We start from the raw sequence: 23,607 nt of genomic DNA on the forward strand, positions 1-23,607 counted from the left end.
CTAAACGGCGGGCAGGGAGATATTCAGAAGGGTCTGACTGGCGGGGGGATTTTAAGAGGCACACGTGCGAGGACTTTTTGTAGGCCTCGCAGTGGGTAGTGAGCGGGCTTGCCCCGCGCTGGAGTGCGCAGCGCTCCCAAAAATCCTGGGGCCGCTTCGCAGCCCAGCGGGAGCAAGCTCCCTCGCCACAGAAGATGAGTGTCGGGGTGTCAGTGGGCGAGGAATTTGCTCAGGAACTGTTTGGTGCGTTCTTCCTTGGGGTTGGCGAACAGGGCCTTGGCTTCGCCTTGCTCGACGATCACGCCCTTGTCGAAGAAGATCACCCGGTTGGCCACGTCCCGCGCAAAGCTCATCTCGTGGGTGACGATGACCATGGTGCGGTTCTCTTCGGCCAGGCTGCGGATGGTCGCCAGCACTTCGCCCACCAGTTCCGGGTCGAGGGCGGAAGTGGGTTCGTCGAACAGAATCACCTCCGGTTCCATGGCCAGCGCCCGGGCAATTGCCACGCGCTGCTGCTGGCCGCCGGACAGGCGCCGCGGGTAGGCGTCTTCCTTGCCCGCCAGGCCGACCCGTTCCAGCAGCTTGCGCCCCAGGGCAACCGCCGCGTCGCGAGGCATCTTCTTGACCACGGTAGGGCCTTCGATGACGTTTTCCAACGCGGTGCGGTGGGGGAACAGGTTGAAGTTCTGGAACACGAAACCCACGTGCTGGCGCAAGCGCCGCACCAGGCCTTGTTGCTGGTTGATGGATTTGCTGCTGTCGATCTCGATGTCACCCACCTTGATGCGACCGCTGGTGGGTTGTTCGAGGAGATTCAGGCAGCGCAGGAAGGTGGTCTTGCCGGAACCGCTGGGGCCGATGATGGCGATGACTTCGCCTTCCTTGACCTCGAGGTCGATGCCGTTGAGTACCACCTGGCCCTTGAATTGTTTGGTCAGTTTTTCAACCACGATCATGGGTCAAGACTCCAGGTCATGCCGGTTGACCCGGTCTTCCAGACGATTTTGCAAATGCGCCAGGATGCTCGCCAGGATCCAGTAGATCAGGGCGGCGGACAGGTACATGGTGAAGATTTCAAAGGTGCGTGCCGACACCAGTTGTGCCTGGCGGAACAGTTCGGGCACCTGGATGGTGGCGGCCAGCGCGGTGTCCTTGACCAGTGAAATAAAGCTGTTGCCCAGCGGCGGCAAGGCCGTGCGCATGGCCTGCGGCAGGATGGCCCGGCGCAGGGTCTGCGCGCGGGTCATGCCGATACTGGCCGCGGCTTCCCACTGGCCGCGCTCGATGGAGCTGATGGCGGCGCGCAGGATTTCACAGGCGTAGGCGGCCATGTTCAGCGAAAAGCCGATCATGGCCGCCGGGATCGGATCCAGCTCGATGCCCACTTGCGGCAAGCCGTAGTAGATCAAAAACAGCTGCACCAGCAAGGGCGTGCCGCGAAAGAACGACACGTAGACTCGGGCGGTCCAGCTCAATAGCTTGAAGCGCGACAGGCGCATCAAGGCCAGGCCGAAGCCCAGCAGCAAACCGAAGAACATCCCGCCGAGGCTGAGAATCACCGTGTAATACGCGCCCTTGAGCAGAAAGGGCGCGGAGTCCAGCGCGAGTTGGAAACCTGCTTCCATTATTGAGTGACGTCAGCGGCGAAGTACTTCTCGGACAGCTTCTTCAAGGTGCCATCGGCGCGCAGCTTGTCGAGGGCCTTGTTTACCGCGTCGAGCAGTTCGGGCTCGCCTTTACGCAGGGCAACCCCGGCTTCCTGGCGCGAGAAAGCAGCGCCGGCAGCGGCGGTGTCGGTGGCTTTCTTCGCATATTCGAGGGCGGCCAGGCGGTCGATCAGGATGGCGTCGGTACGGCCGATGCGCAGGTCCTGGAACTTGGTCGGGTCATCGTTATAGGTCTTGATAATGGCTTTAGGCTGATTGTCCTTGAGCCATTGCTCGTAGTTGGTGCCCAGGCCCACACCGACTTTCTTGCCGGCCAGGTCATCGGCGGTCTTGATGGTGTCGACGTTTTTCGCCAGGGTCAGCGCTTGAATGCCGGAGACGGTGTACGGCTTGGAGAAGTCATACTTCTTCTTGCGTTCTTCGGAGATGGTCACTTGGTTGACCACCGCGTCGAGGCGCTTGGATTCCAGGGCGGCGAGGATGCCGTCCCATGGCGTGGCTTGCAGTTTGACCTTGACGCCCAGCTCTTTGGCCAGGGCTTCGGACAGCTCCACTTCGAAGCCGCTGAGCTTGCCGCTTTCATCGACGAAGCTGAACGGTGGGTAGGTGCCTTCCAGGCCGATCTTGATCTCGCCAGCCTTCTTGATGTTGTCCAGCTGTTCACCCGCGACGGCTTGGCCGATCAGGCCAGCGCCGAGTGCCAGGCCCAAAGTGCCAACCAACAACGTGCGACGGAATACAGAAATAGTCATGAAATGCCCCTGTGTTTTTTGTGTTGAGCGAAGCAGGTGACGCAGTGGTCGTATCCTGCCTTAAAGCGCGTAGCGCGTCTTCGCCTGCGGCGCGATGATAGAGCGGGTTTTTAAGACTTGAAAATAATATAAATCTTGTTTGATATTCTATTGTGGAATAAGTGGCTATTCTAATGTGGGAGCGGGCTTGCTCGCGAATGCGGTGCATCAGTCAACGCATAGGCTGAATGACACACCGCTTTCGCGAGCAAGCCCGCTCCCACATTTTGATCCTTGTTCCTTCAGCTAAAGGCGGCGCCATAAGCAAACAACGCCGGCGCCCCGCCGGTGTGCAGGAAAATGATCGGGCCATCCTCAAACCGCTGGCGCCCGATCCCGTCCAACAATCCGGCCATGGCCTTGCCAGTGTAGACCGGGTCCAGCAGCAGGCCTTCCTGGCTCGCCAATAGCTTGACCGCCGAAAGGGTGCCGGCGTTCGGTTCGCCGTAGCGCGGGCCGAAGTATTCGTCCCACAGGATCACTTTGAACGCCTCGGGAATCGCCACGCCGAGCAACTCGGCGGTGCGTGCGGCCAGGCCTTCGACTTTCGGGCGCTGGGCTTCGTCGGTGCGCGAAACGGTGACGCCCACCACTGGCAAGTCCGGCAACGCTTCGCTCAGCGCCAACGCCAGGCCGCTGTGGGTGCCAGCGCTGCCGGAGGCCAGCACCACGGCGGCAAATCTGATCCCGCTGTCTTCGATCTGCGCGGCCAGTTCCAGGCCGGCGCGCACGTAACCCAGGGCGCCGAGGGCGTTGGAGCCGCCGATGGGCACCAGGTAGGGCTTCTTGCCGTTGCTGCGCAGACGGTCGGCGAGGGCGTTGAGTTGGTCGTCGGCGTTGTCGAGGTTCTCGACCAGTTCGACTTTGGCGTCGAACAGGTCCAGCAACAGACGGTTGCCGTTGCCCAGGTAGTTCGGGTCTTTGGTGTCGGTGGGGTTTTCCAGCAGCGCGACGCAGCCCAGGCCGAGCTTGGCGGCCAGCGCGGCGGTCTGGCGCACGTGGTTGGACTGGATCGCACCGGCGGTGACCAGGGTGTCGGCGCCCTGGGCGATGGCGTCGGCGGCGAGGTATTCGAGCTTGCGCAGCTTGTTGCCGCCCATGGCCAGGGGCGTGGTGTCGTCGCGCTTGACGTAGATGTCGCGGCCCAACCAGGCCGACAGCCGTTCGAGTTTTTCCAGGGCGGTGGCGCCGCCCAGCAGTTCCAGGCGGCTAAAGCGGTCGAGCTGTTGTTTGATCATGGCTGCGCACGGTTGATAAAGGATGAAGCGACTATAGGCAGGCACTTTTCATCGGGCAACCGCCAATCGCTTATATCGGCCAGTTCTTAGCATCACACCATTGGTTCTTAATGACGGCCAGGGTGCATACCGTAAAGTGGTGGGCATTTCGTCAGGAGTGAAGACCGTGAGTGAGCGTTCCAGTCATTGGCAATTACAGACCATCGTCAGCCAACTGCGCGGCGCCCGGGACCAGTGGCGAACGCGCAATGGCCGTTTGAGTGGCGAGCATGGCGGGCGCGAGTTGCCGTCGCGCGAGGCGGTGGCGCAAATTCTTGAGGCGTTGTGCGGGGCGCTGTTCCCGATGCGCCTGGGCCCGGTGGATTTGCGCGAGGAAAGTGAAGATTTCTACGTCGGCCATACCCTCGACGTCGCACTCAACGCCTTGCTCGGCCAGGCGCGCCTGGAACTGCGCTACGCCGCCCGCCAAGGCGGCCAGGATGACCGCGAGGTCGATGCGCGGGCGATCCGCCTGATCCAGGATTTCGCCCTGGCCCTGCCCTCCCTGCGCAGCCTATTGGACACCGATGTCCTCGCCGCCTACCACGGCGACCCGGCGGCGCGCAGCGTAGATGAAGTGCTGCTGTGCTACCCCGGCATCCTGGCGGTGATTCACCATCGCCTGGCCCACCATCTGTACCGCGCCGGGCTGCCGTTGCTGGCGCGGATCAGCGCAGAAATCGCGCACTCGGCCACCGGCATCGACATCCATCCCGGCGCGCAGATCGGCCCGAGTTTCTTCATCGACCACGGGACCGGCGTGGTGATCGGCGAGACCGCGATCATCGGCGAGCGCGTGCGCATCTACCAGGCTGTGACCCTGGGGGCCAAACGCTTCCCGGCGGATGAAGACGGGCAGTTGCAGAAAGGCCACCCACGCCACCCGATTGTCGAGGATGACGTGGTGATCTACGCCGGCGCGACGATCCTGGGGCGCATCACCATCGGCCAGGGCTCGACCATCGGCGGTAATGTGTGGCTGACGCGCAGCGTGCCGGCGGGGGCGAACATTACCCAGGCGAACCTGCAGCACGATGACGGTGCGCAGAAATAGCGCACCTGCACGCATCCCCTGGGGGAGCGGGCTTGTGTGGGAGCGGGCTTGCTCGCGAAAGCGGTGGATCAGTCAGCACATGTATTGGCTGACACTCCGTATTCGCGAGCAAGCCCGCTCCCACAGTTTTGTGCACATTTCACACCCAAATTGCTGAACGATTTGCCATCCCCGCTCGTCATAGCCTTCCCTGAGCTAGTGTAGGAATGACCTACCACTCAGCCCTGCGATTAGTCCCGGAGCACCTATCCATGTTTAACTTGAACACTCGTTCAAGTTAAATCCGGTGGTTCGCTGCCCGCTCACAACAGGAGGCTTACCTTTGCTGAGTCCGTTTTATACAGCCACATCCCCCACCCTCGGGGTGCATCGCTCATGAGTGCATCGTCCACCCCATCCAGCGGCCTGGTGCGCATGAATGCGCCGGTCTTCTACTTTGCCGCCACGTTCATTCTGCTGTTCGGCCTGATTGTCATCGCCATCCCGCAACAGGCCGGTGCCTGGTTGCTGGCCGCGCAAAACTGGGCGGCCAATACGGTTGGCTGGTACTACATGCTGGCGATGACCCTGTATCTGGTCTTCGTGGTGGTCACCGCGTTATCGGGCTACGGCAAGATAAAACTCGGTGCCGACCACGACGAGCCCGAGTTCAGTTATCTGTCCTGGGCCGGCATGCTGTTCGCTGCCGGGATCAGCATCACGCTGTTTTTCTTCTGCGTGTCCGAGCCGCTGACCCACTTGGTGCAGCCACCCCAAGGCGCGCCAATGAACGCCGATGCCGCGCGCCAGGCCATGCAGATCCTGTTTCTGCACTGGGGCCTGCATGGCTGGGGCGTGTTCGCCTTTGTCGGCATGGCCCTGGCATATTTCGCCTATCGACATAACCTGCCGCTGGCGTTGCGTTCGGCGCTGTACCCGCTGATCGGCAAGCGCATCAACGGCCCCATCGGTTATGCGGTGGATGGCTTCGGCATCATCGCCACGGTGTTTGGCCTGGGCGCGGACATGGGCTTTGGGGTGCTGCACCTCAACTCGGGCCTGGACTACTTGTTTGGCATCGCCCACACCCAGTGGATCCAGGTCGGCCTGATCACCTTGATGATGGGCGCCGCGATCATTGTCGCGGTGGCGGGGGTCGACAAGGGTGTGCGGGTGATGTCCGACATCAACATGCTGCTGGCCTGTGCGCTGCTGCTGTTCGTGTTGTTTGCCGGGCCTACCCAGCATTTGCTCAACACCCTGATCCAGAACCTCGGCGACTACCTGGGCGCATTGCCGACCAAGAGTTTCGACGTGTACGCCTATGACAAGCCGAGCGACTGGCTGGGCGGTTGGACAGTGTTCTACTGGGCCTGGTGGATCGCGTGGTCGCCGTTCGTAGGGCTGTTTATCGCGCGGATTTCCCGTGGCCGCACTATCCGCGAATTCGTGTTTGGCGTGCTGCTGATCCCGCTGGGTTTCACCCTGGCGTGGATGTCGATCTTCGGCAACAGCGCCATCGACCAGGTGCTCAACCACGGCATGGCGGCGCTCGGTCAGTCGGCCGTCGACAACCCGTCGATGAGCCTCTACCTGCTGCTGGAAACTTACCCGTGGAGCAAGGTGGTGATCGCGGTCACGGTGTTTATCAGCTTTGTGTTCTTCGTTACCTCGGCCGACTCCGGCACGGTGGTGCTGTCGACCCTGTCGTCCAAGGGCGGCAACGCCGATGAAGACGGGCCGAAGTGGCTGCGGGTGTTTTGGGGTGTGATGACCGGGTTGGTCACCAGTGCGCTACTGTTTGCCGGCAGCATCGACTCGCTGAAGTCAGCCGTGGTGCTGACCTCGCTGCCGTTCTCGTTGATCCTGCTGCTGATGATGTGGGGCCTGCACAAGGCGTTCTACCTCGAATCGCAAAAGCAGATTGCGCAGTTGCATTCCCTGGCGCCGGTGTCGGCGTCGCGCAGAGGCCGTGGCGGTTGGCGTCAGCGTTTAAGCCAGGCCGTGCACTTCCCGTCGCGGGATGAGGTGTACCGCTTCCTTGAATCGACGGTGCGACCGGCGATTGAAGAAGTGACGGCGGTGTTTGTCGAGAAGGGCCTGAATGTGACGACTCAGCCCGACCCGTCCAACGACAGTGTCAGCCTGGAAATCGGGCATGGCGAGGAGCATCCGTTCATCTACCAGGTGCAGATGCGCGGCTACTTCACGCCGTCGTTTGCCCGTGGCGGCATGGGTTCCAAAGAGCTCAACAACCGCCGCTACTACCGGGCGGAAGTGCATTTGGCCGAGGGCAGCCAGGACTACGATCTGGTCGGCTACACCAAGGAGCAGATCATCAACGACATCCTTGACCAGTACGAGCGGCATTTGCAGTTCCTGCACTTGGTGCGTTGATAGCTGGCTTGTGAAGCCCCTGCTTTATGTGGGAGCGGGCTTGCTCGCGAATGCGGTGTATCAGTCACACAGGTATCGACTGACACGACGCCTTCGCGAGCAAGCCCGCTCCCACACAAGCCCGCTCCCACAAAAAAACCTCGCAAAGCCCTGATCTACAGGGCTTTCATGAATTTAATTTCATCCGTAACGCCCCGGTTTTGACGCGCAACTGTCATCTGTCCACTGCGTAATTGTGTGAAGCGTTTGACGCTTTCATTTCAGAACAGTGACGGAGACCGGTAACAATGAAGAGGTTATTGAGCCCCATGGTGGGAGCCGCCATGGCGAGCTTTATGCTGTCCGCCCATGCCGATTTTATCGATGACAGCCACGCCGACGTGACCCTGCTCAATCGCTATCTCAACCAGCAGGGGCGCGATGTGGTGAACAGCAACGCCAAGGCCCACAGCATCCGCGATTGGGGGCAGGGGTTCGAGTTCAACTTCAAGTCGGGCTACACCGACGGGCCGGTGGGTTTTGGCCTCGATCTGCAGGCGTTCTACGGGTTGAAGCTGGACTCCGGCGGTGACCTCAACGACAAGGACCACCAGAGCCGCTACCCCGGCAGCATGTTCCCGTTGGACAACGGCAAGTCCGCCGACCAGTTCGGCGTACTCAGCCCGACGTTCAAGATGCGCCTAGCCAAGGATGAGCTGCGCATCGGCACGCTGTACGGCAACAACCCGGTGCTGGCCAACACCGATGGCCGCCTGTACCAGCAGACCAATACCGGGGTGCAGTGGGTGTCCAAGGATCTCAGCGATTTCACCTTCACCGGCGGCGATATTTTCAAGACCAAGATCCGCAACGAAACCGGCGACCAGGGCATGATCACCGCCGGCGGTACCAAGGAAAGCGAGCGCTTCCTGTTCGGCGGCGCCGATTACACCGGCATCCGGAATACGACGGTCAGCCTGTGGTATTCGAACCTTGAGGATTACTACCAGCAGTTTTTCGTGGGCTCCAAGCGCCATGATGCGTTGTCGGTGGGTGCGCTCGATACCGATGTGCGTGTGTTCCGCAGCCTCGGTGTGGGCGGCAATGCCGATGGCGACAAGGACTATGCAGCCAGTGGTGTCTACGGCGATGGCGTGAACAAAGGCCGTATCAACCAGACCACCGCCAGCCTGCTTGAAAGCTACAGCCTGGACGGTCATACCGTCGGCCTGGGCATCCAGAAAAACAGCGGTGAAAGCGACTTCCCTTACCTCGACTCCGGCCTCAACAGCGGTGATGCCCGCCAAGGTCCCGGCTCAGGTGCGGACACGCCGGCGCTGACCAACCTGCAGTTGAACAAATTCCAGCATGCCGGTGAGCGCACCTGGCTGGCCCAGTACAAATACGATCTGGGCAAGCTCGGCCTCACCGGCGTGACCTTTTCTGCCGCCTATGCCCACGGCGATGACATCCGCACGGCACAGGGCACCACCAGCGAATGGGAGCGTGACGTTGCCGTGGCGTATCAAGTGCCTACAGGCACCCTCAAGGGCCTCGGTGTGACCTGGAAAAATGCCCACGCCAGCCCGGATATTTCCGGTGCCACCGTGCAGGATGAAAACCGCTTTTATGTCAGCTATGTCGTTCCACTCTGGTAGGAAATTGCTGTAAAACGAAAGGGCAGACTTAAGCGATTCAGCTGGTTAAAAGGCCTGGGAATAAGGTTATTCCCAGGCCTTATTTGCCCTAAGCCCAGAGAGGATTCGATGACGTACATTGCTGCCGAAAACCGCTATGAATCTATCCCGTATCGCCGCGTAGGCCGCAGTGGATTGGTGCTGCCTGCACTGTCCCTGGGGCTGTGGCACAACTTTGGCGACAGCACCCCGATCGACACCCAGCGCGCCCTGTTGCGCACCGCGTTCGACCTGGGGATCAACCACTTCGACCTGGCCAACAACTACGGCCCGCCGTATGGCAGCGCCGAGATCAACTTCGGCCGTTTGCTGCGCGAAGACTTCAAGCATTACCGCGACGAACTGATCATCTCCAGCAAGGCCGGTTGGGACATGTGGCCAGGCCCTTATGGCCAGGGCGGCGGTTCGCGCAAATACATCCTGGCGAGCCTGGACCAGAGCCTGCAACGCTTGGGCGTCGACTACGTGGACATTTTCTACTCCCACCGTTTTGACGCCGACACCCCGCTGGAAGAAACCGCCAGCGCCCTTGCCACTGCCGTGCAACAAGGCAAGGCGTTATACATCGGCATCTCTTCGTATTCCGGGGTGAAAACCCGCGAGATCGCTGCCTTGCTCAAAGAATGGAAAGTGCCGCTGTTGATTCACCAACCGGCCTACAACCTGCTCAACCGCTGGGTAGAAAAAGACCTGCTGGACACCACCGAAGAGCTCGGCGCCGGGGTGATCGCATTCACGCCGCTGGCCCAGGGCCTGCTGACCGACAAATACCTCAACGGCGTACCGGCGGATGCACGGGTGAATCGCCCGGGCGGTGGTTCGTTGCAGGCCAAGCACTTGTCCGAAACCAACATCGCCCACGTGCGTGCGTTGAATGAGATCGCCAAGGGTCGTGGCCAGAGCCTGGCGCAACTGGCGCTGGCGTGGACCCTGCGTGATCCACGGGTGACCAGCGCGCTGATCGGCGCGAGCCGGCCAGAGCAGATCATCGAGAACGTCGGCGCGTTGAAAAACTTGAGCTTCAGTGCTGAGGAGTTGGCAGAGATCGACCGGTTTGCCCAGGAAGGCGGGATCAACCTGTGGGAAAAACCATCCACCGCTGAATAAGCGGCCGGCAGTACGCGGTCAATGTGGGAGCAGGCAAGCCAGCTCCCACATTGGTTTTACAGCGTTGTGAAGAACGCGGTTACAACCCGATCCGCGTGGGAGCGGGCTTGCCCGCGAAGGCGGCGTGTCAGTCGATGAAAGTGCTGACTGACCCACCGCTATCGCAGGCAAGCCAGCTCCCACATTGGTTTTACAGCATTGCGAAGAATGCGGTCACAACCCGATCCGTGTGGGAGCGGGCTTGCCCGCGAAGGCGGCGTGTCAGTCGATGAAAGCGCTGGCTGACCTACCGCTATCGCAGGCAAGCCAGCTCCCACATTGGTTTTACAGCGTTGCGAAGAATGCGGTCACAACCCGATCCGTGTGGGAGCGGGCTTGCCCGCGAAGGCGGTGGATCAGTTGATGAAAGTGCTGGCTGACCCACCGCTATCGCAGGCAAGCCAGCTGCCACATTTGAACGTCGCCAGTTTCTAGAACGGGACGTCGCCCAAAATCGTCGCCCGGTGCATCACCCGCCGTTGCGGCCGGTAGTCGTCCACCGCGTAATGCTGGGTCACGCGGTTGTCCCAGAACGCCACGTCGTTTTCCTGCCAGCGCCAGCGGATGGTGAACTCCGGGCGGGTGGCGTGGGCGAACAGCAGTTTGAGGATCGCCTCGCTTTCCGCCGGTTCCAGTTCATTGATGCGAGTGGTGAACCCTTCGCTGACAAACAACGATTTACGCCCGCTCACCGGATGCGTACGCACCACCGGGTGGGACAGCGGTGGGTTCTTCTTGCGGGTTTCTTCCCAGCGCGCCAGGTCTTCGGCGCTGTTGCCAAAGCGCTCCAGCGGGAAGGATTTGGTGAAGTCGTGGGTCGCGGTCAGCCCGTCGAGCAAGACCTTCAACGGTTGCGACAGGGCCTCATACGCCGCAATCCCACTGGCCCATAACGTGTCGCCGCCAAACGCCGGCAGCAGCTTGGCGCTGAGTACCGCGCCGAGCGCCGGGGTGGGCAGGAAGGTCACGTCGGTGTGCCACACGGCGTTGTCGCGCACGTCGGTGACGGCGGTGTCGAGGATCAGTACTTCAGGTTGCTCCGGCACGTTGGGGTAGATCGGGTGAATGTGCAGGTCGCCGAAATTCGCCGCGAACCGCGCTTGCTGTTGCGGGGTGATGGCTTGGCCGCGCAAGAACAGCACCGAGTGCGTGAGCAACGCCTGTTCGATGGCGTCGCGCTGTTCGAGGTTCAGCGGTTGAGTGATATCGACGCCACTGATCTGGGCGCCGAGGGCGATGCTTAATGGGGTAACGGTCAGGCTGCTCATGCTGTTCTCACTCAATGTGCCTGGCCATGCCACGGCACCAGTTTACGCTGCAGGGCACGCAGGCCCATTTCCATGGCGAAGGCGATCAGGGCGATGACCAGGATGCCCAGCACCACCACGTCGGTGACCAGAAACTGCGCCGCCGACTGCACCATGAAGCCCAGGCCGCTAGTGGCCGCGATCAGCTCGGCGGCGACCAGCGTGGACCAGCCCACACCCAGGCCGATACGCACGCCGGTGAGGATGTCGGGCAGGGCGCTGGGCAGGATCACGTGGCGAATCAGCTGGGCACGGGTTGCGCCCAGCGACTGCGCTGCCCGCAGCTTGGCCGGGTCGACCGTGCGTACGCCGGTGGCAGTCGCGATGGCAATCGGGGCAAAGATCGCCAGGTAAATCAGCAGCACCTTGGACAGCTCGCCAATGCCGCACCAGATCACGATCAACGGCAGGTAGGCCAGTGGCGGGATCGGCCGGTAGAACTCGATCAGCGGGTCGAGAATGCCCCGGGCGATACGGTTGGAGCCGATGGCAATGCCCACCGGCACGGCGGTCAGCACCGCGAAGCCAAGACCCAGGCCGATACGGCTGAGGCTCGCGCCCAGGTGCTGCCACAAGGTGGAGTCCATATAGCCGCTGGTCGCCAGCAGCCAGCCTTTTTGCAGCACGGCGGACGGCGGCGGCAGGAACAGCGGTTCGATCAGGCCGCTGGCGGTCACGGCCCACCAGAGGGTGAGCAGGGCGATCAGGGTCAGCACGCTGATCCAGCGGGTGCTCAAGCTGCGGCGCAGCGGGATAGCCGTTTGCGCCAGTGGCTTGGCGGCGAGTTCGTAGCTGCTCATGCGGACACCTGCCGTTGCGAGAATACTTTGCCCAGCACGTGCTCGCGGGTTTCGATAAAGCGTGGGTCGGACTTGATCGCCCGCGCCGATTCACCGGCGGCGTAGCGTTGGCCGAAGTCCAGGCGCAGGCGTTCGACGATCTGGCCGGGGTTGGGCGCCAGCAGGATCAGGTCGGTGGCGAGGAACACCGCTTCTTCGATGTCGTGGGTAATCAAGAACACCGGCTTGGCCGTGCGCCGCCAGACCTGTAGCAGCAGCTCTTGCATCTGTTCGCGGGTGAACGCATCAAGGGCGCCGAAAGGTTCGTCCATCAGCAACACGCGTGGGTCGGCGGCGAGCGCGCGGGCCAGGCCGACACGCTGCTTCTGGCCGCCGGACAGCTGCCAGATGCGGCGGCTGTCAAAGCCGGCCAGGTCCACCAGCGCGAGCATTTCCCGGGCGCGCACTTCACGTTGCGCCTTGGGCACACCGGCCAACTCCAGGCCGAAGCCGACGTTGGCCAGCACGTTCTGCCAGGGCAGCAGGGCGTCGTCCTGGAACACCACGCCGCGTTCGGCGCTGGGGCCTTTGACCGGCACGCCATCCAGGCTGATGCGCCCGGCGGACGGTTCGACAAAGCCGGCAATCAGGTTCAACAGCGAAGTCTTGCCACTGCCGGACGGGCCGAGGGCCACCAGCAATTGCTGGGGCCCCAGGTCGATTGAAATGTCAGACAGTACCGGGTGTGTGGCGCCTGGGTACTGTGCGCTGATGCGCTCCAGTTGTAGCAAGGCCATCGCAATGAACTCCCTGAATCAGTTGGTGATGAACTTGGCGCTGACGTACGGGGCGTAGTCCGGCAGTACGGCGTCGACCTTGCCTTGCTCCTTGAGGAACGCAGCGGTATCGGTCACGGCCTTGGTGGTCGGCGCGCCCAGCAGCGTCACCTGGTCGGCCGCCAGCGGGTAGACGTTGCCTTGCAGCAGCAGCGGGATGTCGCTGGCCTTGGCGCCGGAGAGTTTCACCAGCTTGTCGACGTTGCCTTTGTCGGCGAGCCAGGCTTGTGGGTCTTTGCGGTAGGCGGCGTAGGCATCCAGAGTGACTTTGGCGAAGGCTGTGACGATTTCCGGGTGCTTGGCGGCGAAATCCTTACGCACGATCCAGGCATCGAAGGTCGGTGCGCCAAACTTGGCCAGTTCGCCGGAGGTGATCAGCACCTTGCCGTTTTCCTTGGCCACGCCCAGGGCTGGGTCCCACACGTAGGTGGCGTCGATGTCACCACGCTTCCAGGCGGCGATGATCGCCGGTGGCGCGAGGTTGAGAATGGTCACTTTCGACGGGTCGATGTTCCAGTGCTTCAGCGCGGCCAGCAGGCTGTAGTGGCCGGTGGAGACGAAGGGTACGGCGATTTTCTTGCCGATCAGGTCCTGCGGGCTGTTGATCCCTGCACCGTTGCGCGCCACCAGGGCTTCGGCGCCGCCAATCTGGGTGGCGACAAGGAAGGTTTCCACCGGCACTTTGCGGGTAATGGCAGCGGTCAGCGGGCTGGAACCGAGGTAGCCGATCTGCACGTCGCCGGAGGCGATGGCGGCGATGATGTCGGCGCCATTGTCGAACTTGCGCCAGTCGATCTTGGCGTTGGTGGCTTTTTCGTACGCACCGTCGGCCTGGGCGACTTTGGCCGGGTCCACGGTGGTTTGGTACGCGATGGTCACATCCGCCGCCTGGGCAAACAGGCTGGCGCCGGCCAGGGACAGTGCGGCCAACAGGCGCAGAGGGGTCAATAGTTTCAAGGGGAAGCTCCTCAATCAGGCGGCCGAGGGTCGGCGTGTGAGGAGACTAAATGATCTAAGAATCCGAAAATAAATAACATTTTCGAATTAGCTTATGAGGAGAATGCAGCGTCAATCTTGAGTGGGCACAAGCCAAATGTGGGAGCGGGCTTGCTCGCGAAGACGGAGTGTCAGTTAACAGAGTCATCGACTGATACAACGCATTCGCGAGCAAGCCCGCTCCCACACAAGCGGGCTCCCACAGGGTTTTGGGTGCGACCTTTAGTTACTGATCGCCAAAATGCTCGCCTGGTACGAGCCCACAAACACGTCAAAGTCACCCACTTCGTTCTGCTCCAGCTCTGCCTGCTGTGCCAGCGACGTGCGCGCCAGTTCTTCAAAGTGTGCTTGCTCTGCGGCCGGCAGCGGTTCGCTGCGGAAATGCTCGGCATGCACCTGGCTCTGGTGCAGGGAAAACTGCGCAAAGCTCTCTTTACGCTCGGCCATCGCCGCCAACACCTGGGCCGACGGGGTCAGGGACGGGTCCTGGACCTTCGCCAACTGGGCGTCCAACGCCTGGCTGTGCTCGTTGATGCCGTGGCTCTGATCCAGCAGCGCGGCCAACGGGGCGATCTTCTCCAGCAGCTCGGTGGCCCATTCCTTCATGTCCACCAGCGCACCTTCACGCTGCAATTGCAGGCCCGGACGGCGACCTTCCTTGACCACGCTGAGGAAGTTGGACGTGGCGTTGCCACACTCGTTGCTGGCGAACAGCGGGCTGTCGTTCAGCGCGCAGTACAGCAGGAATGCGTCGAGGAAACGCGACTCCGGCAGGTCGATGCCCATCGGCAGGAACGGGTTGATGTCCAGGCAACGCACTTCGATGTACTGGATGCCACGGGCCATCAGTGCCTGGATCGGCCGCTCGCCGGTGTAGGTCACACGTTTTGGGCGGATGTTGGAGTAGTACTCGTTTTCGATCTGCAGGATGTTGGTGTTGAGCTGGACCCACTCACCGTCCTTGTGCGTGCCGATTTCGACGTAGGGCGGGTAGGGCGTTGCCACCGCTTCGCGCAGGCTGTCGGTGTAGCTGTTCAAATCGTTGTAGCACGGCGTGAGGCCGGCCTGGGCGTTGCTCTGGTAACCCAGGTCGCTCATGCGCAGGCTGGTGGCGTAGGGCAGGTACAGGGTGTCGGCGTCCAGCACTTCGAGCTGGTGCGAGCGACCGCGCAGGAAACCGGCGTCCAGGGCCGGCGACGCGCCGAACAGGTACATCAGCAGCCAGCTGTAGCGCCGGAAATTACGGATCAGCGCGATGTAGGCCGTGGACTGGTAATCGCGGTCGGTGCCGACAAATCCTTCAGCCTCCTTGAGCAACGGCCACAACTGTTCCGGCAGGGAAAAGTTGTAGTGGATACCGGCGATGCACTGCATGGTCTTGCCGTAGCGCAGGGCCAGGCCCTTGCGATACACGTACTTGAGCTGTCCGATATTGGAGGTGCCGTAGTAGGCAATCGGAATGTCTTCTTCGGCCGGCAACGGGCACGGCATCGAAGGGCTCCACAGGTATTCGCTGCCGAGCTTGGTGTAGGCGAAGCGGTGGATCTTGTCCAGGCTGCTCAGGGTATCGGCCGGGTCTGGCAGGGCGGGAGTGATGAACTCCAGCAGCGATTCCGAGTAGTCGGTGGTGATCTGTTCATGGGTCAGCGCGGCGCCCAGGGCTTCGGGGTGCGGCGTTTGTGCCAGGCGACCCTCGCCGGTGACGCGTAGGCATTCACGCTCGATGCCGTGCAGGCACTGCTCCAGCAGGGAGAGGTGTTCGCGCTTGCCGAGCAGAGCCAGGCGGCGGTTGAGAAGTTCGCTCAAGTTGGATTCCTTCACGCGTCAGTCGCCCCAATATGGGGGTGGGCAAGACGGTCTACAAGGGTGAAGTTAAAACTGGCGTTATCGCCTGGTCTAGAGTCGATTTGACCCGCTCTGAAAAAGCCGACTTCACTCCATGAATTTGGCTATAGCGCAGCAAGAAAATTCCGACGCTGTTTAGTGCAGCGCCGAAATTAACTCAAATCGAGGGTGGGGAGCTATAGGACAGCGAAGGTGCCCTGTGCTTTTGCGACAAGTCTGTCGCTCTGGTACACATCCGCTTCGACCACCAACGTGCGTCGGCCGGCATGAATCACCCGGCTGGTGCACAGCACCTCACCGTCTTCGACGGCGCGGATGTAGTTGATCTTGCACTCAATGGTCGCGCTCTGCTGGTCGAAACCATGGCTGCTGGAACAGGCCAGCCCCATGGTGATGTCCACCAGGCTGAAAATCGCCCCGCCGTGGAGCTTGCCCGCGCGGTTGCGCAGGTGCGGCTCCAGGGTCAGGGCCACCTCGGCAACGCCCTCTTCAAGGCGTTGCAGGCGGCAGCCGATCAGTTCGCTGAAGGCGCTCTGGGTCAACCCGGCCGGGATTTGCATCAACGTTTCTTCAACTGCTTGGCGTTGGCGAACAGCGAGGCCATGGCGTTGTTGCTTGGCGCGGCGGTGGCGGTTTCCTTGCGTGGTGCGCTGTTTTGAGACTGGCGTGGCGCCGAGCCTGGGCGGGCGCCACGGGCACCGTCGATTTTTTCGCCAGGGGTGTCGCTCATGCGCATCGACAGGCCGACGCGTTTGCGCGGGATGTCGACTTCCATGACCTTGACCTTGACCACGTCACCGGCTTTTACCGCTTCGCGTGGGTCCTTGATGAACTTCTCCGAAAGCGCAGAGATATGCACCAAACCGTCCTGATGCACGCCGATGTCCACGAAGGCTCCGAAGTTGGTCACGTTGGTGACGACGCCTTCGAGGATCATGCCCAGCTCCAGGTCCTTGAGGTCTTCGACGCCGTCCTGGAACTCGGCGGTCTTGAACTCGGGGCGTGGGTCGCGGCCAGGTTTTTCCAGCTCTTGCAGGATGTCGGTGATGGTCGGTACGCCGAAGGTTTCATCGGTGTACTTCTTCGGGTCCAGGCGCTTGAGGAACGCGGCGTCGCCGATCAGCGAGCGGATGTCGCGGTCGGTCTCGGCGGCGATGCGTTGCACCAGCGGGTAGGCTTCCGGGTGGACGGCGGAGGAATCCAGCGGGTTGTCGCCGTTCATTACGCGTAGGAAACCAGCGGCTTGCTCGAAGGTTTTCTCGCCCAGGCGTGCGACTTTTTTCAGCGCGGCGCGGGTTTTGAACGCGCCGTTTTCGTCACGGTGGGTGACGATGTTCTGCGCCAGGGTCGCGTTGAGGCCGGAAATACGCGCCAGCAGGGCTACGGAGGCGGTGTTCACGTCCACGCCCACGGCGTTTACGCAGTCTTCCACCACCGCATCCAGGCCGCGTGCCAATTTGAGCTGCGACACGTCGTGCTGGTACTGGCCGACGCCGATGGATTTAGGGTCGATCTTCACCAGTTCGGCCAGCGGGTCCTGCAAACGGCGAGCGATCGACACCGCGCCACGGATCGACACGTCGAGGTCCGGGAATTCCTTGGAAGCCAGTTCCGACGCCGAGTACACCGATGCGCCGGCTTCGGAGACCATGACCTTGGTCATCTTCATGGCTGGGTATTTTTTGATCAGTTCGGCGGCCAGCTTGTCGGTCTCGCGGCTGGCGGTGCCGTTGCCGATGGCGATCAGGTCTACCGCGTGCTTGGCGCACAGCGCGGCCAGGATCGCGAGGGTCTGGTCCCACTTGTTGTGCGGCACGTGCGGGTACACGGTGGCGTGGTCCAGCAGCTTGCCGGTGGAGTCGACCACCGCGACCTTGCAGCCGGTACGCAGGCCCGGGTCGAGGCCCAGTGTGGCACGCGGGCCGGCCGGGGCGGCCAGCAGCAGGTCGTGCAGGTTGTGGGCGAACACGTTGATCGCCTCGGTTTCCGCGCCGTCGCGCAGTTCGCCGAGCAGGTCGGTTTCGAGGTGGGTGTAGAGCTTGACCTTCCAGGTCCAGCGCACGACTTCACCGAGCCACTTGTCCGCAGGACGATTCTGATTCTGGATGCCGAATTGTTGACCGATCATGCCTTCGCACGGGTGCATCGTGCCCGGCAGCTCGTCGCCGACTTTCAGCGCGGAGCTGAGAATGCCTTCGTTGCGGCCACGGAAAATGGCGAGCGCACGGTGGGACGGCATGCTCTTGAGCGGTTCGTCGTGTTCGAAGTAGTCGCGGAACTTGGCGCCTTCTTCCTCTTTGCCGGCGATGACGCGGGCGCTGAGGATCGCTTCCTGCTTGAGGTAGGTGCGCAGTTTTTCCAGCAGGCTGGCGTCTTCGGCGAAGCGCTCCATGAGGATGTACTTGGCGCCTTCGAGGGCGGCCTTGACGTCGGCGACGCCTTTTTCGGCATTGATGAAGCGTGCGGCTTCGCTGTCCGGGGTCAGTGTCGGGTCGTTGAACAGGCCGTCGGCCAGTTCGCCCAGGCCGGCTTCCAAGGCGATCTGGCCCTTGGTGCGACGCTTCTGCTTGTACGGCAGGTAGAGGTCTTCGAGGCGGGTCTTGGTGTCGGCGAGCTTGATGTCGCGCTCCAGCTGCGGGGTCAGCTTGCCCTGTTCCTCGATGCTGGCGAGGATGCTGATGCGCCGTTCGTCGAGTTCTCGCAGGTAGCGCAGGCGCTCTTCCAGGTGACGCAGTTGGGTGTCGTCGAGGCTGCCGGTCACTTCTTTACGGTAACGGGCGATGAAGGGCACGGTGGAGCCCTCATCCAGTAGAGCGACGGCCGCTTCGACCTGTTGTGGGCGTACGCCGAGTTCCTCGGCGATGCGGCTGTTGATGCTGTCCATAAAACCACCTGAAATTCTGAAAAGCAGCTCGCAGGCCCGGAAAACAAGGCCCGGCAAGGCTGGTTGAGCGGCCCGACTGGCGCCGCTACCTGGGTCAAGAGGCAGCCTATTGACCCTCGAAATCGAAAAAATCACGACAAGCGGGTAAAAAAAGCCTGGCAGTAAACGGTAACGATCTGACGTTGCCCTGCACAAAGGCGCCGCATTATAACCAGCGTTCTGCCCTTGGGGGGTACTGCGCCTGGAGGTTGCAGGGCGCGGGTTCGCTGTCGGTAGAGGAAAAATCTGCTAACAATGCACACGGTGCGTATAACGGCAGCTAGGCCATAATGCGCGCCGAGATAAGAGGAGCATCCAATGAGCAGCACTGCACAAACTGCTGAAGGCGAAAAAATTCTCATCGTTGACGACGATCCGGGGCTGAGCAGCCTGCTGGAGCGTTTCTTCAACTCCAAGGGCTATCGTGCCCGCGCGGTGCCGAACACCGAGCAGATGGACCGCCTGTTGGGGCGTGAAGTATTCAACCTGGTCGTGCTCGACCTGATGTTGCCCGGCGAAGACGGCCTGACCGCCTGCAAACGCCTGCGCAGCGCGAACAATCAGATTCCTATCATCATGCTGACCGCCAAGGGCGATGAGCTGAGCCGCATCAAGGGCCTCGAACTGGGCGCCGATGACTATTTGGCCAAGCCGTTCAACCCCGACGAGCTGATGGCGCGGGTCAAGGCCGTATTGCGTCGCCAGGCTCCGCCGGTTCCAGGCGCGCCGGGCAGTGAAGACGAAAGCGTCACCTTTGGCGACTATGAACTGTCGCTGGCGACCCGTGAGCTCAAGCGTGGCGATGAAGTTCACATGCTGACCACCGGCGAGTTCGCCGTGCTCAAGGCGCTGGTGATGAACGCGCGCCAACCGCTGACCCGCGACAAGCTGATGAACCTGGCCCGTGGCCGAGAATGGGACGCCCTGGAGCGCTCCATCGATGTGCAGATCTCCCGTCTGCGTCGGATGATCGAGCCGGACCCGTCCAAGCCGCGATACATCCAGACGGTGTGGGGCGTGGGATATGTGTTTGTGCCGGATGGCACTGCAACCAAGTGACCGATGATTTGCAGGGGCGGGCATCCTGGCGTTCGGCTTCATGAGAGTCGACGGGGTGCCCGGCGTCTGCAATTCTGCGAGCGCCGCTCGTTCCTGCAAGGTATCTAGCTGTTTCCTATGAAAACCCCGCTGTGGTTCCCGCAAAGTTTCTTCTCCCGCACCCTTTGGCTGGTGCTGATCGTCGTTCTGTTTTCCAAGGCGCTCACGCTGGTTTATCTGTTGATGAACGAAGACGTGCTAGTGGACCGACAATACAGCCACGGGGTGGCCCTGACGCTGCGCGCCTACTGGGCCGCCGACCCCGAAAACCGCGAGAAGATCGCCAAGGCTGCCACTCTGGTCCGTGTGGCGGGCGCAGGTGTGCCCGAGGGCGAGCAGCACTGGCCCTACAGTGAGATCTACCAGCGCCAGATGCAGGCCGAACTGGGTGATGACACCGAGGTGCGGCTGCGCATGCATGTATCGCCGGCGTTATGGGTGAGGGCGCCGAGCCTGGGTGAGGATTGGCTGAAAGTGCCGCTGTATCCGCATCCGCTGCGGGGGCAGAAGATCTGGAACGTGCTGGGCTGGTTCCTGGCGATCGGGCTGCTTTCAACCGCGTCTGCGTGGATTTTCGTGCGCCAGCTCAACCAGCCGCTCAAACGCCTGGTGTTTGCCGCCCGGCAACTGGGCCAGGGGCGCAGTGTGCGCCTGCCGGTCAGCGACACGCCCAGTGAGATGACCGAGGTCTACAGCGCGTTCAACCAGATGGCGGAGGATGTCGAACAGGCCGGGCGCGAACGCGAGCTGATGCTGGCGGGGGTGTCCCATGACCTGCGTACGCCGCTGACGCGATTGCGGCTGTCACTGGAGCTGATGGGCAACCATAACGACCTGACCGATGACATGGTCCGTGACATCGAAGACATGGACGCGATTCTCGACCAGTTCCTGGCGTTTATCCGGGATGGCCGTGATGAAGTGTTGGAGGAGGTCGACCTGACGGATCTGGTACGTGAAGTCGTGGCGCCCTATAACCAGAATGGCGAACAGGTCCGCATGCGCCTTGAGCCGATCCAGCCGTTTGCGTTGCGCCGGGTGTCGATGAAGCGCCTGTTGAACAACCTGATCGGCAACGCCTTGCATCACGCCGGTTCGGATGTGGAAGTGGCGGCGTACGTTTCCGGCGACAGCGCGGCGCCTTACGTGGTGCTGAGTGTGATGGACCGGGGAGCGGGCATCGACCCGGACGAGTTGGAAGGCATTTTCAACCCGTTCACCCGTGGCGACCGTGCCCGCGGTGGCAAAGGCACTGGCCTGGGGCTGGCGATTGTGCGGCGGATTGCTTCGATGCATGGCGGCAATGTTGAGTTGCGCAACCGTGAAGAGGGTGGCCTGGAAGCGCGGGTGCGCTTGCCGTTGGGGCTGATGTTGCCCCGGGATGCGGTCTAGGCAGCAACACCATTCAAATGTGGGAGCGGGCTTGCTCGCGAATGCGATAGATCAGCCAATACATGTGCAAGCTGATCCACCGCATTCGCGAGCAAGCCCGCTCCCACACAAGCCCGCTTCCACATTGGTTTGCGGCGTTTCAACCGCCGTATTTGATCAGCCCTTGCCCTTGGTCCGCGTCATGTTCGGGCCACTATTCTTCTCCAGGTGCTGAATGATGATCCCCGCCACGTCCTTGCCCGTGGTGGTCTCGATCCCTTCCAACCCTGGGGATGAATTTACCTCCATCACCAGTGGCCCGTGGTTGGAGCGCAATATATCCACACCCGCCACGCTCAACCCCATGACCTTGGCAGCCCGCAGCGCAGTCATGCGTTCTTCCGGAGTGATCTTGATCAGGCTGGCACTGCCGCCACGGTGCAGGTTGGAACGGAACTCACCCGGTTTGGCCTGGCGCTTCATCGCCGCAATCACCTTGTCGCCGACCACGAAGCAGCGAATATCCGCACCGCCGGCTTCTTTGATGTATTCCTGCACCATGATGTTCTGCTTGAGGCCCATAAAGGCTTCGATCACCGACTCGGCCGCCGTTGCGGTTTCACACAGCACCACGCCGATACCCTGAGTGCCTTCCAATACCTTGATCACCAGCGGCGCGCCGTTGACCATTTCGATCAGGTCGGGGATGTCGTCGGGGGAGTGGGCAAAGCCGGTGACCGGCAGGCCGATGCCCCGGCGCGAGAGCAATTGCAGTGAACGCAGCTTGTCGCGCGAGCGCGCTATGGCGACCGATTCATTGAGGGGGAACACCCCCATCATTTCAAACTGGCGCAACACTGCGCAGCCATAGAACGTCACCGATGCGCCAATGCGCGGGATCACCGCATCAAAACCCTCCAGCGGCTTGCCCCGGTAGTGGATCTGCGGCTTGTGGCTGGCAATGTTCATATAGGCACGCAACGTGTCGATCACCACCATTTCGTGGCCACGTTCGGTGCCGGCCTCAACCAGGCGGCGGGTGGAATACAGACGCGGGTTTCGCGACAGCACAGCAATCTTCATGCAGCACCTGGGGCAGAAATAGTAGAGACCGGGAACACCGGCTTGTCTTGAACGTACTTGACGCTTGGATTGACCACCAACTGGCCGTCAATCAGCGCCTTGGAACCGAGCAACAGGCGGTAACGCATGGCTTTACGGCAGGCCAGGGTGAACTCCACCCGCCAGACCCGATCACCCAGCGCCAGGGTGGTGCTGATCACATAGCGCACCTGCGCATGACCGTTGGAGCTCTTGATGGTTTTCATCGTCACCAGCGGCGCTTCGCAGCGGCGGTGACGCAGTTGCACCACACTGCCCAGGTGCGCGGTAAAGCGCACCCACTGCTCACCGTCGCGCTCAAACGGCTCGATGTCGGTGGCGTGCAGGCTTGAGGTGCTGGCGCCGGTGTCGATCTTTGCGCGCAGGCCTGCCACTCCCAGGTCGGGAAGTGCCACCCACTCACGCAGACCGACAACGGTCAAATGGTCAAATGTCTTCAATATGGGTAACCGATCGATTCGCCCAGGCATGAGGGGAAACCTCAGCCAAGGCTTTGAATGCGGGCTTGGCGAACCAGTATCCCTGCATCAGAAATATTCCACAGTCGGAAAGGAAGTCACGCTCGCCGGCACTTTCGATGCCTTCGGCGATGACAGTAACCCCCAACTGCTCACAGATTGTGACAATCCCCCGGACGATCACCTGACGGACACGGTCCTGATCGACATCGCGAATCAACGCCATGTCGAGTTTGATCAGGTCAGGTTGGAAATCGGCCAGCAGATTCAGCCCCGAATAGCCCGCACCGAAATCGTCAATGGCGGTCTTGAAGCCGAATTCGCGGTATTCACGCAGAATATTCGTCAAATGGCGATAGTTATCTACATGCTCGCTTTCCAGCGTCTCGAAAACCAGCCGATCCAGCGGGAAATTATGCGCACGTGCGGCCTCCAGGGTGCTGCGAATACACAGCTCCGGGCGATAGACGGCGTTAGGCATGAAGTTGATCGAAAGGTGGGTTTGCATCCCCAGGGCCGCGGCGCCGGCAATGGCCTGGGTCCGGCAACGCTGGTCGAAGCGGTAGCGGTTGGTCTCGTTGACTTGCTCCAGCACCGAAAGCGCACCTTCACCATTAACCCCGCGCACCAGCGCTTCGTTGGCGAAAATCGAGCGGTCGCGAAGGTCGACAATCGGTTGGTAGGCGAAGGAAAAATCGAAGCCCAGGGGCTCGCTTTCCTGGCAACCCGTGCAGCGCTGGTTGGGCGAGGTGAGTGAAATGGGGAAATCGGTCACGGCATAATCCTCGCAATACAGGTTGCTACCTGGCGTATCTTAGGTGAGCCCAAGGGTTTATGCGTCGAAGGGGTTCAACGGTAAAGTTGCGACATTTTTCAGAGCGGGGA

20 protein-coding genes are annotated in these 23,607 nt (G+C 61.6%); 6 read left to right on the forward strand and 14 right to left on the reverse strand.

Annotated elements, in window-relative coordinates; genetic code table 11:
* Nucleotides 1-209: 209 nt before the first annotated feature.
* From tcyN to LIY36_RS19590, 4 genes are all read right to left on the reverse strand, one after another.
* Nucleotides 210-956, reverse strand: coding sequence for an L-cystine ABC transporter ATP-binding protein TcyN (gene tcyN, locus LIY36_RS19575; protein WP_226456710.1), 747 nt, complete (start codon nt 954-956; stop codon nt 210-212).
* Between the two features lie 3 nt (nt 957-959).
* Nucleotides 960-1,625, reverse strand: a complete 666-nt coding sequence (gene tcyL / locus LIY36_RS19580; RefSeq protein WP_017734622.1) for a cystine ABC transporter permease — start codon at nt 1,623-1,625, stop codon at nt 960-962.
* Nucleotides 1,625-2,419, reverse strand: a complete 795-nt coding sequence (gene tcyJ / locus LIY36_RS19585; protein WP_207040967.1) for a cystine ABC transporter substrate-binding protein — start codon at nt 2,417-2,419, stop codon at nt 1,625-1,627. The genes tcyL and tcyJ overlap by 1 nt, the downstream gene beginning before the upstream one ends.
* Nucleotides 2,420-2,700: 281 nt before the next feature.
* Complete coding sequence (locus LIY36_RS19590; RefSeq protein WP_192298481.1) at nt 2,701-3,696, reverse strand: D-cysteine desulfhydrase; 996 nt, start codon at nt 3,694-3,696, stop codon at nt 2,701-2,703.
* A gap of 166 nt (nt 3,697-3,862) precedes the next feature.
* Between LIY36_RS19590 and epsC the strand changes: the two genes are divergently transcribed.
* The 4 genes from epsC (at nt 3,863) to mgrA (ending at nt 9,948) form a co-directional block, all read left to right on the forward strand.
* Nucleotides 3,863-4,789 (forward strand): serine O-acetyltransferase EpsC, encoded by a 927-nt coding sequence (epsC, locus tag LIY36_RS19595; RefSeq protein ID WP_192298480.1) that lies wholly within the window; start codon nt 3,863-3,865, stop codon nt 4,787-4,789.
* A 414-nt stretch (nt 4,790-5,203) separates the two neighbouring features.
* Nucleotides 5,204-7,165, forward strand: a complete 1,962-nt coding sequence (gene betT, locus LIY36_RS19600) for a choline transporter BetT (RefSeq protein WP_192298604.1) — start codon at nt 5,204-5,206, stop codon at nt 7,163-7,165.
* A gap of 308 nt (nt 7,166-7,473) precedes the next feature.
* Nucleotides 7,474-8,802 (forward strand): OprD family outer membrane porin, encoded by a 1,329-nt coding sequence (locus tag LIY36_RS19605; RefSeq protein ID WP_226456773.1) that lies wholly within the window; start codon nt 7,474-7,476, stop codon nt 8,800-8,802.
* Nucleotides 8,803-8,910: 108 nt separating this feature from the next.
* The gene (gene mgrA / locus LIY36_RS19610) at nt 8,911-9,948 is read left to right on the forward strand and encodes an L-glyceraldehyde 3-phosphate reductase (RefSeq protein WP_226456712.1); all 1,038 of its coding nucleotides are present in this window, start codon (nt 8,911-8,913) and stop codon (nt 9,946-9,948) included.
* 470 nt (nt 9,949-10,418) lie between these two features.
* Here mgrA and tauD read toward each other — a convergent pair whose 3' ends face one another.
* From tauD to LIY36_RS19645, 7 genes are all read right to left on the reverse strand, one after another.
* Nucleotides 10,419-11,255: a taurine dioxygenase gene (tauD, locus tag LIY36_RS19615; protein WP_226456714.1), complete on the reverse strand. Its 837-nt coding sequence runs from the start codon at nt 11,253-11,255 to the stop codon at nt 10,419-10,421.
* An 11-nt stretch (nt 11,256-11,266) separates the two neighbouring features.
* Nucleotides 11,267-12,094, reverse strand: a complete 828-nt coding sequence (gene tauC / locus LIY36_RS19620; RefSeq protein WP_226456716.1) for a taurine ABC transporter permease TauC — start codon at nt 12,092-12,094, stop codon at nt 11,267-11,269.
* Nucleotides 12,091-12,870: a taurine ABC transporter ATP-binding subunit gene (gene tauB / locus LIY36_RS19625; RefSeq protein ID WP_226456717.1), complete on the reverse strand. Its 780-nt coding sequence runs from the start codon at nt 12,868-12,870 to the stop codon at nt 12,091-12,093. The genes tauC and tauB overlap by 4 nt, the downstream gene beginning before the upstream one ends.
* An 18-nt stretch (nt 12,871-12,888) precedes the next feature.
* Complete coding sequence (gene tauA, locus LIY36_RS19630) at nt 12,889-13,866, reverse strand: taurine ABC transporter substrate-binding protein (protein WP_192298475.1); 978 nt, start codon at nt 13,864-13,866, stop codon at nt 12,889-12,891.
* A gap of 261 nt (nt 13,867-14,127) precedes the next feature.
* Entirely contained in the window at nt 14,128-15,711 is a 1,584-nt protein-coding gene (gene gshA, locus LIY36_RS19635; protein WP_226456719.1) for a glutamate--cysteine ligase, read from the reverse strand.
* Nucleotides 15,712-15,926: 215 nt separating this feature from the next.
* A complete protein-coding gene (locus LIY36_RS19640) occupies nt 15,927-16,310 on the reverse strand; it encodes a PaaI family thioesterase (protein WP_192298473.1) in 384 nt (127 codons plus the stop codon).
* Nucleotides 16,310-18,634, reverse strand: coding sequence for a Tex family protein (locus LIY36_RS19645; RefSeq protein WP_226456721.1), 2,325 nt, complete (start codon nt 18,632-18,634; stop codon nt 16,310-16,312). Before LIY36_RS19645 ends, LIY36_RS19640 begins: the two co-directional genes overlap by 1 nt.
* A 357-nt stretch (nt 18,635-18,991) precedes the next feature.
* Between LIY36_RS19645 and ompR the strand changes: the two genes are divergently transcribed.
* Together ompR and LIY36_RS19655 are read left to right on the forward strand one after the other, a co-directional pair.
* Entirely contained in the window at nt 18,992-19,732 is a 741-nt protein-coding gene (gene ompR / locus LIY36_RS19650; protein WP_017737550.1) for an osmolarity response regulator transcription factor OmpR, read from the forward strand.
* A gap of 117 nt (nt 19,733-19,849) precedes the next feature.
* Nucleotides 19,850-21,163 (forward strand): ATP-binding protein, encoded by a 1,314-nt coding sequence (locus LIY36_RS19655; RefSeq protein WP_192298471.1) that lies wholly within the window; start codon nt 19,850-19,852, stop codon nt 21,161-21,163.
* A gap of 156 nt (nt 21,164-21,319) precedes the next feature.
* Here LIY36_RS19655 and rimK read toward each other — a convergent pair whose 3' ends face one another.
* From rimK to rimA, 3 genes are read right to left on the reverse strand one after another with little or no spacing between them, the layout of a single operon-like run.
* Complete coding sequence (rimK, locus tag LIY36_RS19660; RefSeq protein ID WP_122718247.1) at nt 21,320-22,225, reverse strand: 30S ribosomal protein S6--L-glutamate ligase; 906 nt, start codon at nt 22,223-22,225, stop codon at nt 21,320-21,322.
* The gene (rimB, locus tag LIY36_RS19665) at nt 22,222-22,704 is read right to left on the reverse strand and encodes a retropepsin-like aspartic endopeptidase RimB (RefSeq protein ID WP_225595425.1); all 483 of its coding nucleotides are present in this window, start codon (nt 22,702-22,704) and stop codon (nt 22,222-22,224) included. Before rimB ends, rimK begins: the two co-directional genes overlap by 4 nt.
* Complete coding sequence (rimA, locus tag LIY36_RS19670; RefSeq protein ID WP_226456723.1) at nt 22,691-23,497, reverse strand: S6 modification regulatory phosphodiesterase RimA; 807 nt, start codon at nt 23,495-23,497, stop codon at nt 22,691-22,693. Before rimA ends, rimB begins: the two co-directional genes overlap by 14 nt.
* Nucleotides 23,498-23,607 lie beyond the last annotated feature (110 nt).

The organism is Pseudomonas sp. AF03-9, from assembly GCF_020515815.1.
In the GTDB taxonomy this organism is placed as follows: Bacteria; Pseudomonadota; Gammaproteobacteria; order Pseudomonadales; family Pseudomonadaceae; genus Aquipseudomonas.